The following is a 17,686-nucleotide window of genomic DNA, read 5'->3' as shown; positions in this document are numbered from 1 at the left end:
ATATTTTCATGCGAGCCAAGCCCCTGAAATCCACTGATTGTTCTCGGGATGCAGGTGAATATTGCTCACAGTCTGCAATCTCTTATCTGCGGCTAATTCAGCCTGCTTGAACAAGGCCTGATTTTTTTCCCTGATGGGCGTGAGCGTTCCGGTCACGCCGTTTGTTTTTAACCACTCAGCAAATGCATCTGGATTGGTTTGCACGTCTCCGTTGGGCTTGACCCAGTACGCGGTGTATTCCTGCCGCATCCTGTTTCCCTGGTCGTTCTGCCACCTGAGGAGACTGGTTAACAGCGCTCCGCCCTTTAGTGAGTGATTTTCAATCACCGCACTCAGACCCATAAAGTCATAACTCTTTGCCTTTCTGAGCAGGTACTGCATCAAAAAGGAATCCAGATCCAGCATGTGGGTGTTTGGGCGGTTGACCACCAGGTCGCGATCCAGAGTGACTTCATAGCGGCTTCGCTCTACGCCCAGTTCATGTTGAACCGCTTCCGGGAGCCGAATATGAAAAAGCCGTCCCTCGTACGTTGTCTCCACAACCTCGATGCTGAGCATTCTGAACATGCCCACTACAAACGCAACGCCGTGTTGGTGGTCAATCCTTAAGCTGCTGCCGGTTTCGTTCGGGTCAAAGCCTGCAGCGTGCTCAAAAAGCTCCCGTTGCTTCTCAGTTGCCGCTTTTGCCCTTTCCAGCGCCTCGGAAATTCGCTCCTGAGTCCGAGTGACCCCCTCAACGGTAGCTTGCTCAAGAATCTGATTAACGTCTAGCAGATCCGCCAGCTCGCCAAGAATGTCGTCGCGAAGCTGCTCGTTGTATTCGGTACTCACCCCAGCCAGATCGTCTACTACCTGGTCGATGCGGGTGTACATGAGATCCATGACCTGCTCATCAGCGGTGTCTGGGGAATGAAGGTTGAAAACCACAACTCGCTTTTTTTGGCCATACCGGTACAAGCGACCAATGCGCTGAACCAAGCGCATCGGGTTCCAGGGTAGGTCAAAGTTCACCATTATGTGACACTTCCGCTGGAGGTTAATACCCTCGCCGCCTGCCTCTGTTGAGATAAGAAAATTAGCAGTATCCTCAAAACGGGCTATCGCATCGCGCCGCTGGGTATGGGGCATTGAGCCGTTGATCAGCTCTACACTGCCCTCACCAAACCGGGTCTCCAGCGCGTCACGGATATAGGCTTGGGTAGTCCGGTACTCGGTAAAAATTAGAACCTTCTCGTTTGGATTGCTGCCCAGGATTTCGGAAATCAGTTGATCGATAAAGCCTGTCAGCTTTCTGTCATCACCACGCAGCCCGTCTGCTTCAGCGATGAGTTCGTCAAGAAGCTCCAGCTCTCCCTCGAAAAACTCTTTAGCGTCCGTGTAAAGCTGCTCTTCCCACTCACCGAAAAAGCGCTGGTCCTGGCTTTCAATCTCATCGAATTTGATGCCCCCAAGCATCTCACCTTCAAGCCGTGCCTTTCGATTGATCAGGGCCTGATGAATGGCTACGACGCTCGAAGCCGCCAGCTTACGGTACACGGTCATTACGAAGCCAATGGCATTACCCTTGAAACCCAGAGCTGCACCGGCTGCATAGCCTTTCTTAAGGTAGTCTTGGAGCCTTTTATCAAACTCTTTCGCTTCTTTAGACACATGCACAGGTAACGACCGAGTGGTTTTGCCTTTGAAGAGAAAGTTGCCTTCTGCATCCGTAACGTCGGCCTTGTTGTTGCGAAAGACCATGTCTCCGATGATTTCAGGGTTTAGCGCCAGGGTGGTGATTTCTTCTTTGCGCTCTGGATGCAGCAGCTCAAGAAGTGCCTGAAACTTGTCTTGCATGCCTTGGTGGGGTGTAGCACTCAGTAGTATCAAGGCATCCGTGTTGCGACGAAGGTTTGCCGCGAGCTGGAACCGTTGAGATGCGTCCAGCTTCATTCCATACTGTCGCCGGCTCAGCCTGTGAGCTTCGTCGAAAATTACGATGTCCCACTTGCCAGCCTGCTGGACCTGTTCAAGGTTCTCAGGACTCTTAAGTCGGTCGATGGAGGCGATGACAAAATCAAACATCTTCCAGTGACGAGGTTCATTAATCATGAAGTCCTCACCGTAGATCTGGAATTCCCCCATTTTGAATTTGTAGTTGAGTTCTTCCTGCCACTGCTTGGTCAGTCCAGCAGGGGTGACCAGAAGCACTCGCCGCAGATGCCCTCTTTGCTTGAGGGCTGCCAGAAGCATGCCGGTCTCGATTGTTTTACCGAGACCAACATCATCGGCTATCAGCCAGTTCAGGTGACCGGATGCGAGAATATGGTGAACTAGATGAATCTGATGAGGTAGTGGATCAATCTCCAGGTGCGAAAGGGACCCGGTGTTTTCATTCCACATTTCCAGGGCATGTGCCAACGATTTAAATCTGAAACGCTCCGCGCTGTCCTCCGGTCCTGTGTCGCCAACAATGAATCGATGTCTCGCGCCTTTTATCTGCCGGAGGTTTTCGTATGGCAGCCAAACCTGGCGGCCCGGCTGTAGAAAGTCGACTAGTGCTTGGTCTCTACCACCGATCGTTCGTACTCGCTCTATAACGCCCTCACCTAAGGAAACTCTTACACGGGAGTGGGGCACATCCTGTACTTCCATTTGAGGTTTGAGTCCGCACCGGAGGTCATCTATAGATTCAACAGAAGTTTCGCCGGATTTGATCCATTTAACCGTAACCCTGACCTTCTCACCTCGCTCGACAGAGTCAGCGACTCTCCCGTAGATTTCTTCGCCTGAGAAAGAAAGCTTCTTAACCCAGCAATGTTTTATAGGCCGCAAACCTTTGGTCCTACTAGTCACTCATCCACCCTCAAACAAACCCTGAACAAGGTGATCTAAACGATCGTAAACAATCCGTGTCGGCCTGAATCTGAGCTCAACGCCTAGCGCACTGAGTTCATTTCTCATATCTGAATTTTCGTTCCCAAGCTCTGGATCATCCATCCCCCTTTCCGCCCCAACCGGCAACGAAAAAACGAACGCGAGGTGGTCCGACAGAGTCCGTTTGTTCAGACCAATTCGATACCGAAGATATTTATAGAAGGCATTGAAATGGAGCCGCAACCGGTTACTGGAATACCATTCTTCGTAGACCTCCTCGATGAAGGCTTCGACTTCGGATTCATCCGGGATGGATGTGAAGCATCCGATGAGCCTCAACGCATCAGCCCAGCTAAAATTCTTATAAACAGCCTGAGCCTGCATAAATGGCGAGTTAGATCTCATTCGGAAGGTAGTCCAGAGGTGCTCGTTGCTAAACCAGATTGAGCGAACTTGCCGTGCCAAAACAATCTGCTCCGGCACAGCGCCCCTTTCGATCTGATTTTCAATCGCAATACGAGCTGCACCCCACCCGCTTTCCACGAAGATTGATTCAAGTAGGGGAAGGTATTCCCGATCCCATCCCACTCGTTCAAGAACATCTACGGCAGCCTGTCGAGCTCTTTGCTCTCTGGGGATACCTACAAGCGTGAGGTCTTCATCTGCGTTTTCACGACTCGCTTCTTCATCGAAATCGTCGAGGTCTTCCCAGCCAAAATCCTCAGACTCAAATTCATCCAGTGGGTAGTCTTCTACTGCCTCAGCAATAGAATCAACTTCATCAAGATCATCGTCAAAATCGTCTTCAACATCGACGATGTCGAGAACGTTGCTTTCGTCATCTGGCAAATCAAGGCTATCTTCGGGGCTTTCCGACCCATCATCGCTTTCGAAGGAGAGGCCCAATTGAGCCTCGGAATGATCTGGCGTTTCCGTCTGTTTTGCAGCAAAGATCTCATCTGATGATGCCTCATCCGATGCCTCTGACCGGGGTTTAATTGCCTCGGGGACGGCTGAATCCGGCGTACCGGCTTCCAAATCAGCTCTACCAGTCTCATCGAGCTCGGCTTCGTCAGCCGCATGGGGGATATCAACGGGAACGGGATCATTTCTCTTCGCGCGCCCCCTTCTGATGATCGTAACTTGAGGTTCGGAATCATCAGGTGTTTCGGGCGTGTCTCGTTTCTCGGGCTGTCGCTTCAAGTGGAGTGTGCCCGATCTATCCCGATTCGGGGCCTTGTCCTCTACAGTCTCAGCGCGGACTTCCTCTAAAGGAGAAAACTCATCGTTTGACGATTCTTCAGCTAACTCTTCAATATAATCTGCGTCTGCATCGCTGAAGGCTTCCGGTGAGTAATCGTCTTGGGAAACGGGATTCGGGTTGGAGTTAGTTTTGGCGAGAGATCGTCGCAAGTAGACAACCGCTTTCTCCGGCTGGCGGTCAAGGAGATAAACCCGACCCAGTGCGCTGAGAAAAGACGTATTATCCGGGGAGTCGGAGATCGCTTCCTCAAGGAGTTCGATGGCCGCCTGACGTAACCCCTGGGTAACAAGCTGGTTGACTTGAGTCAGTAAGGATGTCGTCGTTTCGGTCGACTTTCGACCGATATCACTTTGTTTGTTGTTCCCTAACACCAAAACAACTCCCTCTACTGCTAGCGACTCTCTACTCGGCAGACAACTGAACATTGCCGATATTCCGGAGTAACCGATTATTGGTCACAGAATTTGATGCAAAAGCATAGCCTGCGACCTTGTTGTTGTAGCCTCAATACTGATTGATTCAGCGGACTTTTCCAAGCATTGAAAAGGCTTTCAGATCAGTTTAACGGGCTCACACCACTAGAATACAGCGGGGAGCGACATTCAATGTCGCAAGTCAATGCGCTCGCATGTGTTTCACCACCTAACCCTGAAGCATTTCGAATCAAAACTGATCCTCCTCGCAGACCAGGTATTCCAGCCGGTCACTCTCCACCGCCAGCACATGAGCACAGTAGACAAACTCCCGCCAGTGCAGGCTATCAACCGGATGCACGCAGCGGCCAACAATCTCTTGGCGGTCATTCAGCATGAACTCGACCACGTCGGTAGAACGATTCCGCTCCCAGGTCAGCTCTACAATTTTCTCAACAGCCAGTGCACTCACAACGTCCGAGGGCACTGCTGGACTTATGAAAACACACTGCCCGTCGCACTCCGACAGGAGGACGGTCTGGGAGCGCTGTAATTCGCCCTCTTTGAACCAAAACCGGAGCCCGATCGTGTTCCCGGAATCGACCACATCCACCTCAAGGGTCTGTTGACCGACTTGAATTTCTTGGTCTTGCCGAAGTCGTTCGAGATGTTGAGAAACGACAGAGCCTGGCGGTCGGTATTGCTTCGGGTCGTGCCTTTCATGAAACCGATCCAGTAGCGCCTTCATATCCATCTCGACCGTTACGATTTCATCCCCCACCAGCATTTCAGCATCGTATGCCAATCGCCAAACGCTCCTGGCAGTTTGGTAGGCAAAGGTTCTATGGAGCGTGGTCCAGGACTGTTGGTGCATCAACGTAGCCAGTTCAGCATGGGAATCTATCTGGACTTGGGTTCCACGACCATCCTGGTGATCGACCACGACTCGGGCAAGGATTTCTCCAGATGCCCTGGCTGTCGTCAGCCGGACTTTCGCCATATTCGATACCTGCCCGACCAGGTCGCTGACCTTCAGGTTAACGCTCAATGGCCAGCGACCGCACGCACCTACACCGAGCGCTGAGGCAATCAGTTGCTTCGCCTGATCGACGTTCGCCTGCACTTGCTCTTGAGTCTCCCTGATCTGCTGCTTGAGAAAACTCAGGTGTTCCAGATCCAATCTCGGATCTGCCGGATCAAAAGGACTTTCCAGGAAATCTCTTATCTGGGGCTCTATTCGGGTGCGATCGGCGATTTCGGATTCGGCAATCTCCTCCCTGTCTGAAGCGACGGTGTTTCCGATCTCATGGAGCGAGGCCATGTAACGATTGATGCTTTCCGAGAGTCGACGAATCTGAGCGCGCTCAATGCTCTCCTTCACATGAGGGAAACTGACCTGTATTAAGTCATCCTCTTCCGGATCACTGAAGCCTTCACGAGTGAGCCGCCGCTGTGCCAGTGAGCCAACACGGTCAACCCGGCCGTTCTTCTGCTCGATGCTCACTGGCGAGCCTGATACGCCGTAGTGGACAACGCTGTCACAGAACAGGTGCAGGTCTTCCCCTTCCTGAAACACGTTCGTGCTCACAAGTACCAATGGATACCCTGGCATACGAAACTTGCGGGCCTGGGCTGAGCGCTGTCCCGGCGCATTGGTCTCGCCGGTGGCACCGATGATCGGAGCGATCGGGTTAAGCTGATTGCTCAGGTAGCGGCGATATTCGTTGGCACCCAGGTCGAAAATGCCTGGAAGGTTGGCTTTCAATATTGCAGGCAGCTCATCCGCCAGCCCCTTTAGCTCGCGATAGGTGGAAAACCCGGGTACTTGAGACTGTCGAGCCAGCTCCGTGACGAAATCTTTAACCCAGCCAGTGAGGACGCTGCTACTGAGATCTCCCTCTCCCTGCCTCAGACGCGACACGTACAGATCAATCATGCCGTGGCCCGTGCGGAGCACCGTCGATATAAGTGCTGTGTGTATATCGACGGTCCTCAGAAGCGCCAGGATGTCCTCAGGGTTTGTGGAAACTGCCGTTTCAGTCAGCCGACGAAGCAGCTTTCCTAAACTTGGCTGGATTTGCCCCCTCAGCTCATCGCTGGCTTCTAGCTCAGAGAACAATGTTGGTATGCCGAGTTGCTCTCGAACGTCCTGAGGAGTAAGTGAAGCGCCATCATCCTCTGGTTTCTGATGACTGACGGAAGCTCGAAGGTGATCTCGAAGTGGCGCAAAGGCGCTGTGCCCGAGTTGATTGACCCAGGCATCGAGGAAAAACAGTTGCGACAGCCTGAATTTCCGGAGGTACTCCTGCGCCTGAACCTTTCCAAGATCAGCAAGGGACGTTTCGGTTGCAGCGGCCAAACATTGCTCGACAATTTGGCGTTGATCCGCACCGCTATAAAGGCAGATGAGCTGAGCCCAATTGATGTCCAATAGCGGGCTGGCAAGACGCTTGGGTAAGGAAAGACTCTGCTTCACCTGATCCGGCGTTAGCAGATCCCTCCAGTCCGCTTGTTTTTGAGGCTTTGGCGCATCGCCTCGGAAGAACCAGTTGAAGAGGTTGTCGTTCTTGGGTGGCTGCCGAAGTTCGGCCTCTCCAGTGCTGCCCTCCTTCGCGAGGCCTTCATCTATGCGCTCGTCCCTGAATCGGCTAATTTCACGGTATTCGCTGATCACGCCTTGCATAGAGCTCAGTGCTTTCGGGCGATCTTGCAGGCGGAAATTCAGGTAATTGATCAGCCAATCGTCATAGCATTCATCGAGTTTCTGCTTGAGTTCTTTGACGCTTTTCACCCGGCGCACAAACACCAATTGCTTGCGGTTCTCCTGGAACACCGCATTGGCCAACTGCTTTGCAACGGTGTCCATTTTAGGGTGTGGCAGTGACCGCCCGAGGTTTGCATTTACATAGCTGTCGACAATAGCGCCAACCACGTTCCGGTCCTGCGCATCGCGTCCTCTGTCATCGGGATCTTCACTATCGAACTCCACCCGGGGGGAGCGAGTGGTTTCACCATAGCTCTCGAAGGATGCGAGCATGCCCATCTGAAATGATGGCGAGCCATGCTTGTGACCAAGTGCATCGCCAACTTTCTTCTGAACCAGAGCGGTTACCAGCTTCTGCTCATCCGTCTCCAGTTCAATCGCGGCCTTTGGACCATCGCGCCACTCCGCACGGTACATATTACGGGTGTATTCCCGGTCACCTATCTTTAACCGGTTGAGTCGACGCACCATGAACCGGGCAATCTCTGCTTTGGCCGTTACAGACTGGGCGTTCCTCAGTAGGCCGTCCTTCCCTACCAGAGCGAGCTGGTTACGTAGCTGTTCCAGATTGCGATCGTAAGGCGTGGCAGAGAGCAGCAAGGCATTGCGTACGCGACGCTGAAAAGGTCTGTCCTCCGCGCTTTCGCCTTGATAGAACCCCAAGACCTGCGAAAGTACGCGGTTTCGGTCACTGCTATCCGCGTCATGCTTAAAGTTATGCGCTTCATCGATCACTACGAGGTCAAATGTGGGCAATAGGTAGTTCAAGGCTCTTGCGAACTCGTCTTTTACCCCTTGATGCGTTGGGGGTCCACCAGGTACCGCAAACGCGGGAACCAATCCTTGTAGCTTTTCACGTTGTTTCTTCCAGCTTTCGATCGCTCTCTGCCCATCATCTCCATCTGCTTTTTGAAGCCCAAAACTGAAACTCCCATTGCGAACGAAAAAGTCAGCATAGAAGCCCGAGGCTGCTGTGCGGATAAGGTCTTCCAGGCTATCGCATTTGGCCACAGGGGCAGCCGGCTTGCCCTCCGGAGTACGCACTCGGTAGCTAGCAGTACAGACATTCCTGTCGATAAAGCTGGCATGTTCCCGCAGCCATTTGTCCTGAACATTAGCACTCGGGCAGATATAGAGAACCCGCAGAGCCGGGTTGAAATACCGCATCAGCGCAACAACTCCGAGCGCTATGTAAGTTTTTCCCATTCCGACTTCATCCGCGAGATAACCTAACCCGATATTCTCGGTGTTGATCATGTTGTAGAGAGCAACCGCGCCACGGAGCTGGACCTCGCCGAGCGATTTGAGCTCATCCCTGCCACCACTGAAATCAAGAATATGGCGTGCAACGTCCAGATCGAGGATAGGATATTGACTCACGCCCCTGCCTCCGCTTCTTCAGTCCGGTACTGTTCGAGGAATTGAGTCTCAAACCACTCGAAGAACTGTTCTCGGTCGGCTTCTCGCTCACTGGAGAGCTTGATGAGCTTACTCTCACGTATCTGCTGAAGAAGGGATTCCACAAGCTCAAGCTGTTGTGAGACATAAGGCCTATCCGTAAATTCGTCCGATCGATAGACCTCCTTGGCACTGAGCAATAAAAGGTAAGCACTGACCGGATGCAGAGGCTGTTTATCCTCCGGAGCCGATTCGAATATGGCTGCGGCTCGCCCAACTAATGTTGGCAGGCTATCGACTCCGGTACCTGTGAGGTAGTAATCCTGCTTCTTCGGTGTGGATTGCTCATTGCTGAGGTCACGTCGCAACATGCGAAATGCGTGGAACAACTCGGCATATTCGGAGAAGAACTCATTCTCCAGAGGTGCCTCCTCGATCAGGCTGGTTTCCCCTCGCTCGCCCAGTTCAAAAAGCCGTTTAACCCGTGCGTCCGTCAGTAGCAGCTGACGGCGTTCCGGAGACATTCCGGCATAGATCGCCAGAATCTGTTGAGGAGACAGTGTCGCGAGCTCAGGTTGCGGTTTATGCGACCAGTGCGTTTGCTGAAGTAAAACACGGTGCGGGGCGATTAATTCATCGGAATCACAAACTCGTCCAGACACGAGGATCAATGAGCCATTGGCTAGCGCTTTCTCCAACGCTTCAGTGTTGCCTGTGTAATCGCTCAAAACGTTGCTGAGACACCAGCCGATCACTGCCGCATTGCCTGCCCCATCTGCGCCGATAAGATCAATTTCTATCGAGCTTTCAGAGTCCACTGCTCCGCTCAGCGTTTTAGTCAGCCAATCAAAGGTGAGGGAGATCTGAGGCATGACACCCTCGGCTTCCTGATGCTGCTCACCAGGTGCCGGGTCTAGGGATCTTTGGCTAACGTCCGGCAGATCGTCAGAGATGACTTCCAAAAGCGACTCGGTATCCGTAGCTACCAGAAACCCGGCTTCGACATTCTCATTGAGCGCTTTGTAAGTGAAATTTACTGACCCAACAAAGGTTAGAGCCCGATCAGCGCCAATAAAATTGAAAATCTTGGCGTGCAGCTCCCGGTGAGGCTCTTTCCCTACTCCCAATGGGTCTGATGTTGTTTTCACCCAATCAGACCAGGAGACGTTCTCCAAACTATCAATGTGAGCTAAATAATCGAGGTTACAGAGCGCTTCTTGCTTGTCATCGCGCGGCAACAATAGGCGCACATCACCGACGCCCAGATCCTGAAATGCCTCATGCAAATTATTCCTGGAGTTGTCGGCGAAGAATGGCGAGATAATTTCCAGTTCAACGGGCTTTTTAAGCTGGCTGATCTCTGCCGATAGAAAATCCAGAAACCGCGTTGTACTGGATAATCCGAAGTAGTGGACTGGTGGTGCTTCGGGATCCGCTACGCAGTTAGCCAAAAATCTCTGAATTTCAGAAACAGCACCATTGCCCGACTGGACTATCTGCTTACCTTGCAGGTATTCAAGATCCCGTTTCAGTACCCGCAGAAACTCCCCGTCACCACCGCGCTGGCCAATCGCCTCCCAGTGCTGGCATTCAACGTTATCCCACCAACCCGCCTTAGTGAGGTTATTGGAGCCGGCGGATATCAGTAAGGAGTCACTTTCCCCAACGCCGTTACCGACAAGCAGAAACGATAGCTTCGGGTGGAAAGCACGATTTCCTTCAGAAACGCCGTGACAGCCGTATTCCATTCCAGGTGAGCTTTCACCCTGAATTCGGAAAATGTTCTGATCGTAGAAGACATCAATCGGCAGTTCGGCTTCCCTGAGGGATTCTCGCACCTGGAACTGTTTCACCCGCTCATCGATCGAGAACGAGCTGTTTTCTGGTAATAGAAGAGGAACAACTTCCAGCTCAAAAAATGCGGGATCGAAGGTGTAGGTGGTAAAGACAGCGGCTTTTACTGGGCGCCCTCCCAGCCGTTCTTCCAGGTATTGGGATATCTGCGCATTATCCATTACGTCCCTCCAGGTTCGCCTTGGCAATGCGAAAATAGGAGCCCAGAAAGTAATCGTAGTCCCAGTCACCCAGGAGAGCCTTTTGGGGCCGGAGAACAGCCGTCTCTGACTTTACTTTGACGTTGAGGATGTCGCCGCCGTCAAAGGTCACCCATGGGGCACCTCCCCTAGCTTTCATCACGTCCGCGTTTAACTTGATGACGGCTCTCACCGTTCCCCAATGGTTGTCGGCTTTCAGGTTGTCATTGATTTCGCACAGCGCGTTCCTGCGTGTCATCCCTTGGGGCAATGTCTCTGGCAGGTGCTCATAGTCATAAGCTTGGCTTTCAAGCTGTTCCACGATTGAGGAAACCGGTCGATGATCCTGTCTGAGCAGGTAATAAAACACGTTGTTTGCAGCGACTAGTACACGCTCCACACGCTGAATTTCGTCGAGATACCGCTGCAATTCAGGCGACGCAACGCTCTGAATTTCATTCAAGTTCTGGGGAAAATCATTGGTCAGCTTGCCTGCCCTCACAAGTTTCTCCGTCGCGGAGAAAAGATCCTCTTGAACCGAGGCATTCTGATTCTGATGACCGCGAAGCAGTATATGAGTGAGCTTTTGTCGGACAACCTCCTTACGAATTGCCTGCCAAAATTGAGGTGCCAAGCGTTCACATTCATCTCTGGAAAGCTGACCGTCGACTCTGAACAGCTGGATGAATTCATTGGAGTTCAGATCCCTCGCGATTGTTTCAGCAAGCTGTATTCCTTCAGCTGTCGGCTTTCGATCGCTCCCTTCTGCGAGTCCGGAATCTTTCAGGGCGGAACTGTACAGGCCCCACAATCCATAGCTTGCCTGATTGCTCAGAATCTGCGTCCTCAAGCTTATAGCTAACGACTCCGCCGGAGCAGTCATATTTTTGTGGACGCGGGTGATACCCATGATTTCTTTGCTGCCAGACTGATAGCGGAGGTAGGCGGCAAGTTGCTCGTAGCGGAGGAACGTCTCCCTGATTAGCCGCTCGCGGCTGTCTTTGTCGGCATTCCCATGGATCTGGTGTGCCCAGTAGAAACCGAGCAGCGCGACGGTGAAGTTCTCGACGGAACTGGTGATGGTCGTAAGATTACCAACCACTTTTCGGCCGAAATGGGTCCATACCAGCTCGAAGCCCAGTGGGTCACGTGAACCTTTGGGTTTGGCTCGATCATCAAGGAGTGAAAGAAAAGGCATATCGTTTCCGATTCATCGGTTTATTATTCTGGAACCCCGGTTTCCATCAGAGGGTTGCGACTACTTTTTTCTCCACGTCAAAGGGCACGACTCCCTCTTCGAACGTTTTCTGCAAACCATACGCCATCTGCTCAAGCGGGGCCTTTTCGCTGTACCCAAACCTTTGTATTTCTTCCATATAGCGCTGTATAAAGTTTCGCGTGCCGAGCGTTCGCCATTGGATCACGTGCACAAGTTCGTGAAAGTGGATGCCGACATCTCCGGCTGCATCTGGCACAAGGTAGTAGGTATCTTTGTAGGTGATACCACCGAGCTGGTCCTCGTTATCCATAAAGTCACCCAACCCTGCTTCTCGGAGCTCCGGCATCTTGGGCATGGGAAGAACCTTCACGATCACGAAATAGGATGACTGGAGTAGCTCTGGGCGAAAATAGTCTTTAAATCGGTTCTGCAAAACTGAACAGGGGCGGCGGTCGTTTTTGTGGGCCTCGTTGACCTCATCAATCCAAGATTCCACCAGCGCAATCATTTCCTCTCCCAAAATCCAGAACCATCCATCTGATGTTGAGCCAGATCCCTGACACCAATAGTTAGCCTGCGAATTTAACCAATCTTCAATACTGCTATATTTATTGTGGATTTCCAAGGAGTCCCCGTCAGTACTCTTTGTGATCCCTTTACGCGAAGCAAGGATTGGTGGGAACTTGTCAGTCTTGCGGTTCAATATGCCCTTTCATCAGCATAGAATCGGCAGGTTCACGAGCCTGCTGAAGGTCGAGGGTTCACATAGGAAACCGAAAAAGCTGACGCTGAATGTCTTCGCGTGCAACTCGCATCCTAAGCTACCAAGTTTCTGGTAGGAGACTGGCAGATGGCCGAAAGCTGTCTATCCCCCGTGCAACCGGCCACGAGAACCTTATTTACTACATCAAATCGTCAGAGTAAGCACAACAGTCGCTCGACATCATCGGCCGGCTCGAACATGGGGGTCGGACGTGGAAATCCCGCATAGTTGAAGCCCCTGAACCGGCACTGTTGGCGGAAAAAAATTGCCGCGGTTTCACAGTAGTGTACTCCCAGTGAACCTGGAGTGTACCCAACGGGCAGATGGGCTGGCAGACATATCTCGGATGACTGCCCTCAAGTACACTGGGAGTGCATTTGGAGTACAGTCGCCAGAACCGGACTCTCTCCGTAGCCGGGGCGCCCCGATCGGTAGCGGCCCTTCAATTGCTGTTATTGCAGTTATTCTGTGTTTAGCCAAGTAGACAAGGCCATTCTGGGTTCTGATAATGGAGGCTCAATCCGGGCGATAAGTGCTCGGCGAGGTAGCTGGCCTCGTTAAATTCAAACAGCGTTCGTCTCACCAGTCGAATCTCGACTGGTATCCCTCAGGGCAAAGCCCGATCTAAACTGCTCGCAGCAAGCAACGCAGCGGACTTCAAGTTCGCTAACCCAACCGCCCTTTGGGGCCGCCTCATCTCTACAAGCGAACACCGAACGTTAGAGAGATGCACTGACCTGGAGCTGGGAACCCAGCATTTCCAATGCCTCCAAGCCGGTCCTCGGACTAGAACTGGTCGAAAACCCTGACTAAAACCAGATTCGAGCGGAATCATTCCCCCGGTGCGTCACCACTGGCATGCTCGATTCGATCTGTTCGCCCCTCAGCCTGATCCACATATCAGGCGCCCCTCTTTTGCATCGTCTCGCTGACCGCGTGACAACTCCGCTACCCCAACGAACAGCATTTGCTGATTCGTTGCCCACGGTTCGCAATGGACAAACACTGTGCCTGCAGCGGCACGAAAGACACTCCCATCGATCAGAGGAGGTTTCCTCATGGTTAGGTATCTGACTGCGGCGACGGGGTGGAGTGTCAGCGAGGGAACCAGGCTCTGCCCCAAAAGCCGCAGGGTTTGCCTCGCACCAGCTGCGTTTAATCTCAAACCATCAAAAGTAGGTAATTTTGCAATGAAACGGAAACGGAAAACACCGCGCAGCCAGAAGCGCAATTTTGGCTACGGCAAGCAATTGTTGTATGCCTTTGTGAAGGCATTGTGTGCCTTCTTCGGGCCGGACCAGCATTACGGGACGCGCCGAACTCACGGAGTTCGGATCAGAATCTTCGTCGAATTCTGCCGGCGACATGGTATCCGGGATGCTCGGTATATCGATCTGCAGCTCGTGGAGGCTTATGGCAGCTACCTGCGTCACCGCCTGCATGATGCCTACGATTGGGCAGATGGTAAGCGTGACAAGCCGATTTCGGTATCGTACGCACACAATCTCATCTCGACGGTCAACACCTGCCTGTACGCGATGCGTCGAGATGAGAAGTTGCACCTGTCCGCTCGGAAAGCGCTGGGCGTGGCCAGATCCAATGTACGAAAAACCCAGATTCAGGCTGACATCGCGGATACAAAGACCGCCACGGATCGCATGATCGCGTCTGGCAATGAGCGTGGAGCAGCAGTGGTCCTGCTAACACGCGCCTGGGGAATGCGATCGGAAGAGGCTTACCTGCAGGACTTGGACCGCATGATGCGTGAGGTAACCGCAACAGGGTCCGCCGCTATCCTGGAGGGAACGAAAGGCGGTAGGAAGTGCCGGAGCCGGACTATCCAGGCAGGTGAGTTTCAGCGTGAAGCACTTGAATTCGCTCTCTCCGTTCGGCCTGCAGGTTCCAAGTGCCTGCTGTCGGAAACGGACAGTGCAATCAGCTTTTACCGTCGGGAGCTCGGGCGCTGCAGGAGAATCCTGAAAAAATGCGGGATTCCGTCCTTCCGTGAATTGCGCAGCGGATTCGCGCAGGACGTGTATGAGGAAATCGTGCGCGGGCCCAGCCCACTCCGGGGCCCTATCGGCGATCGGGTGCTGGATCGGATCGCCCGTGAAACGGTCGCTCGCTTGCTGGGGCATGGTCGTCCCCAAGTGGCTTCCTCTTACATCGGGGGCTACTAATGAATATCCGGGATATTACAAAGCGTATTAAGTGGCATGAAGAGGCCTCTGATTCGACTAAAAGTCGCACAGTAAATCGCATTCAAACGATGGCAAATGCTATTGAGGCCCAGTTTCCGGAGGTTCGATACTGCAATCAAATCAGGTTGAAACACGTGGCATACCTGAAGGAGGCCTGGTTCGACAACGAGGGTTATGCAACGACAACAATGGATGATTACACCCGAGCCATGCGACTCATGATCAAAGCACTGGATAAAGATCGCCATTGGTTGGGTCACCTGGGTCTGATCCAGGACCGGACACGTGGGGGAAGGCGAGTGATTTCACGGGTTACAAAAACTAAATCACGAAATCGTCGATGAACGATCGTCCGACCGTGCGGGTACGGCCACCACTGCTACTTCCCGCTCTAGGAGTTCTGTGGTCGCCACCTGTGGGTCAGTTACCTGCGCACCGGCAACCCCAGTGGTAGGGGCCACAGCTGGGCCGTCCTGGCGCTGCTGGTGCGGTTCATTCGGCGGTACTGGTCGGATACCCGCATCGTGTTCCGTGGCGACAGTGGTTTTTATCGCAACCAGATCCTGAGTTGGTGTGACCGGAACAACGTCGATTACATTGTGGGCATCAGCAAGAACAGCCGCCTGCTCAAGGAAGTGGACGTGCCCATGGTGCAGGTACGCACGACACAGTGGCAGGTGAAAGAAAAGGTGGCGGGAACCTTCCGCTTCCGATACCAGGTCCGCTCCTGGAAATACCCCCGCTGGGCGTTGGCTCGCCTGGAAGAAGGCGAGCTGGGTTCCAATCCCGGGTTTATCATCAGCTCCCGTTACGATAACGGCTTCAGGCTTTACTACGAGCAATACCCTGCCCGGGATGATATGGAAAACCGGATCAAGGATCAGCAACCGAGCCTGTTTGCCGACCGTACCTCCAGCGCACACTGGTGGAGCAACCGGTGGCGATTGATCCTGCCGGGCTTCGCCTACACCTTGTTCGAACGACTACGCGCCCACCTGGCAAAGCGCTTCGCCATTGGGCGAGCCCACATAATCGGGTCCTGGAATCCCCGCGATCGGCGTAATGGCAACTGGAGACGGGCTCGACCAGATGATGGCTTATCTCAACTCGCGTACCGTGTGATTCGCGACAGGCTTGGGCATTTACCAGCAGGAATCAGCCTCTTCTGACCATAACTGCCGAATTTTCAAGTTAAAATGAATTTAAATTCTCGGGTAGCCTCAAATGGCTTCCCCGCTTAACACTAAAAAATGTGCTACATGTCACGTTTTAGGGCCAAGTTTCGGTCTTGCACCTATCGCGAGATGTGCGACTCTGTTGACGATATCATCAAACAACGGAGATTTATCATGACCTTAAGCACAGAAACCCTGACCGCTCTTTCCGCTCTCGGTTCGCGGATTCTTCCGCTCGCTGAATCGCAAATGACTGACCCTAGGATGGTCGCTATCTATAACGATTTGTCGATAGTAGAGCGGGTTACACTGAGTCTTATTGTGAAGACCGAGCGCCAAGGCGAAGAGCTGCACTTGGAACCGAAGCAGGTCACTGCATTGACACTCCTGCAAGAGCGCTTGTATGACAAACATCAAACCGATCCTTTTGTAGTTACAGAACTCAGGGCCTTAGCAGAATGTACCGGTATTCATCGGTCGCCCGTCGCCAACGACGCTGCGCATTATGGAGCTGACGAATCAGCAAATACTGCAGCTAATGAGCCTCATACAGAGTCAGATGACGAAGGATGGAACAATCCCAACCCTTGGTTTCGAGTCGGCAACTAAGTTTCAGGTAACCCGCCATTCTTTATATCGCCGACTGCAGCTAGCCCCCGACTTGGTCGGGGGTTACTGGACAGGTTAGAGGCGTAAAGCCCTGCCGGCTTTGCGTTTTTGGTAAGTTAACAATATCCACGTATAGCCGGGTTGATGACCAGATGCCGATACCGAGCGTACGGTTCCGGCAGATGTGGAATGCAGATCCATGCGGAGCGGGAGGAAAGATCCGATGAGTCATCTGCCCACACAGAAAAACACCGCCGACGAACTATTGCCCCAAAACTCGAAGCCGGCTATACAATACAAGGTTTGATTTACAGGAAGTCAGGGCACTTTTAGTTGTTGAATAATATTTCGCGGAAAGCTCCTGATTCCGTAGGAAGCGAGTGACGTGGTTAAGATCTGTTGTTTTTATTTATCAGACCTGCGAAAGACCTTAGACGCGACGCCTTGTACTCTGCCAGACCCTCCGACCTGAAAGCAGTCGACCTTATATGCTCTTGTGCGTTTATCAGAGAAATATTCTTGGCGCACTACTTCCTGGAATATTTCGGTTTGGATAAATTCCGAACACTGCTCGGGAACGCCGCGACTAAGGAGTTCTATGGGTAACGAAAACTGGACTTGAGTTCCCATCACAATGTCCAAATTACCATCACCATTCCCGTCAGGCCCATACATTACCGTTTTAATAACTTCGTGTTGCTTGTTCGAGAATCTCAAGTAGGGCTCGATAATTGCGCCATCATAGTAAACCTGGATGTGGTTCGCCCTGCCAAAGTCAGCCGAGCCGATACAGCCAGGCACAATACTTGGACAGTTTTCGTATTCCCAGTACTCACTGCAATTAATTACAACGTGGTGGGCTCCGTATTCGAGGCCATAGCCCGTGGCAATGCCTTCAACAAGCTCACTGCGGAGTGCTGACAAACATTCGGTTCTGCTTGAAATGTCCAGGCCTGACCCGACTGAGGTGATCATATCTCCGTTTTCATCA

Annotated in this window: 8 protein-coding genes and 1 pseudogene; 3 read left to right on the top strand and 6 right to left on the bottom strand. The window is 52.6% G+C overall.

Features of this window, described 5'->3' with window-relative positions; all coding sequences use genetic code 11:
- Positions 1–6 precede the first annotated feature (6 nt).
- From BM346_RS14980 to BM346_RS14955, 6 genes are all read right to left on the bottom strand, one after another.
- Positions 7–2,382: a DEAD/DEAH box helicase gene (locus tag BM346_RS14980; RefSeq protein ID WP_227663018.1), complete on the bottom strand. Its 2,376-nt coding sequence runs from the start codon at positions 2,380–2,382 to the stop codon at positions 7–9.
- Positions 2,383–2,835: 453 nt separating this feature from the next.
- Positions 2,836–4,491 (bottom strand): tetratricopeptide repeat protein, encoded by a 1,656-nt coding sequence (locus BM346_RS14975; protein ID WP_167812670.1) that lies wholly within the window; start codon positions 4,489–4,491, stop codon positions 2,836–2,838.
- A 292-nt stretch (positions 4,492–4,783) separates the two neighbouring features.
- A complete protein-coding gene (locus BM346_RS14970) occupies positions 4,784–8,677 on the bottom strand; it encodes a DEAD/DEAH box helicase (RefSeq protein WP_092014864.1) in 3,894 nt (1,297 codons plus the stop codon).
- Entirely contained in the window at positions 8,674–10,710 is a 2,037-nt protein-coding gene (locus BM346_RS14965) for a phospholipase D-like domain-containing protein (protein WP_092014861.1), read from the bottom strand. The genes BM346_RS14970 and BM346_RS14965 overlap by 4 nt, the downstream gene beginning before the upstream one ends.
- Complete coding sequence (locus BM346_RS14960; protein WP_092014859.1) at positions 10,703–11,926, bottom strand: hypothetical protein; 1,224 nt, start codon at positions 11,924–11,926, stop codon at positions 10,703–10,705. Before BM346_RS14960 ends, BM346_RS14965 begins: the two co-directional genes overlap by 8 nt.
- 46 nt (positions 11,927–11,972) lie before the next feature.
- Positions 11,973–12,572 carry a hypothetical protein gene (locus tag BM346_RS14955; protein ID WP_139229947.1) on the bottom strand — a complete coding sequence of 200 codons (600 nt, stop codon included), beginning with the start codon at positions 12,570–12,572 and terminating at the stop codon, positions 11,973–11,975.
- Between the two features lie 1,328 nt (positions 12,573–13,900).
- Between BM346_RS14955 and BM346_RS14950 the strand changes: the two genes are divergently transcribed.
- The 3 genes and pseudogenes from BM346_RS14950 (at position 13,901) to BM346_RS14935 (ending at position 16,695) form a co-directional block, all read left to right on the top strand.
- Complete coding sequence (locus BM346_RS14950; protein WP_167812671.1) at positions 13,901–14,890, top strand: integrase domain-containing protein; 990 nt, start codon at positions 13,901–13,903, stop codon at positions 14,888–14,890.
- 386 nt (positions 14,891–15,276) lie between these two features.
- Positions 15,277–15,915, top strand: a pseudogene (locus tag BM346_RS14940) (transposase); the annotation flags it as partial.
- Positions 15,916–16,260: 345 nt separating this feature from the next.
- Positions 16,261–16,695, top strand: a complete 435-nt coding sequence (locus BM346_RS14935; RefSeq protein WP_092014849.1) for a hypothetical protein — start codon at positions 16,261–16,263, stop codon at positions 16,693–16,695.
- Positions 16,696–17,686 lie beyond the last annotated feature (991 nt).

Origin of the sequence: Marinobacter daqiaonensis (assembly GCF_900115285.1) — a bacterium.
Lineage (GTDB): Bacteria > Pseudomonadota > Gammaproteobacteria > Pseudomonadales > Oleiphilaceae > Marinobacter > Marinobacter daqiaonensis.
This window is presented reverse-complemented; position numbering and strand designations above follow the sequence as displayed.

Bases quoted from the DNA above. Each gene is read 5' to 3' on its own strand.
- BM346_RS14935 (WP_092014849.1), top strand. From the start codon at position 16,261: ATGACCTTAAGCACAGAAACCCTGACCGCTCTTTCCGCTCTCGGTTCG.
- BM346_RS14980 (WP_227663018.1), bottom strand. From the start codon at position 2,382: ATGTGGAATGAAAACACCGGGTCCCTTTCGCACCTGGAGATTGATCCA.
- BM346_RS14950 (WP_167812671.1), top strand. From the start codon at position 13,901: ATGAAACGGAAACGGAAAACACCGCGCAGCCAGAAGCGCAATTTTGGC.
- BM346_RS14965 (WP_092014861.1), bottom strand. From the start codon at position 10,710: ATGGATAATGCGCAGATATCCCAATACCTGGAAGAACGGCTGGGAGGG.
- BM346_RS14960 (WP_092014859.1), bottom strand. From the start codon at position 11,926: ATGCCTTTTCTTTCACTCCTTGATGATCGAGCCAAACCCAAAGGTTCA.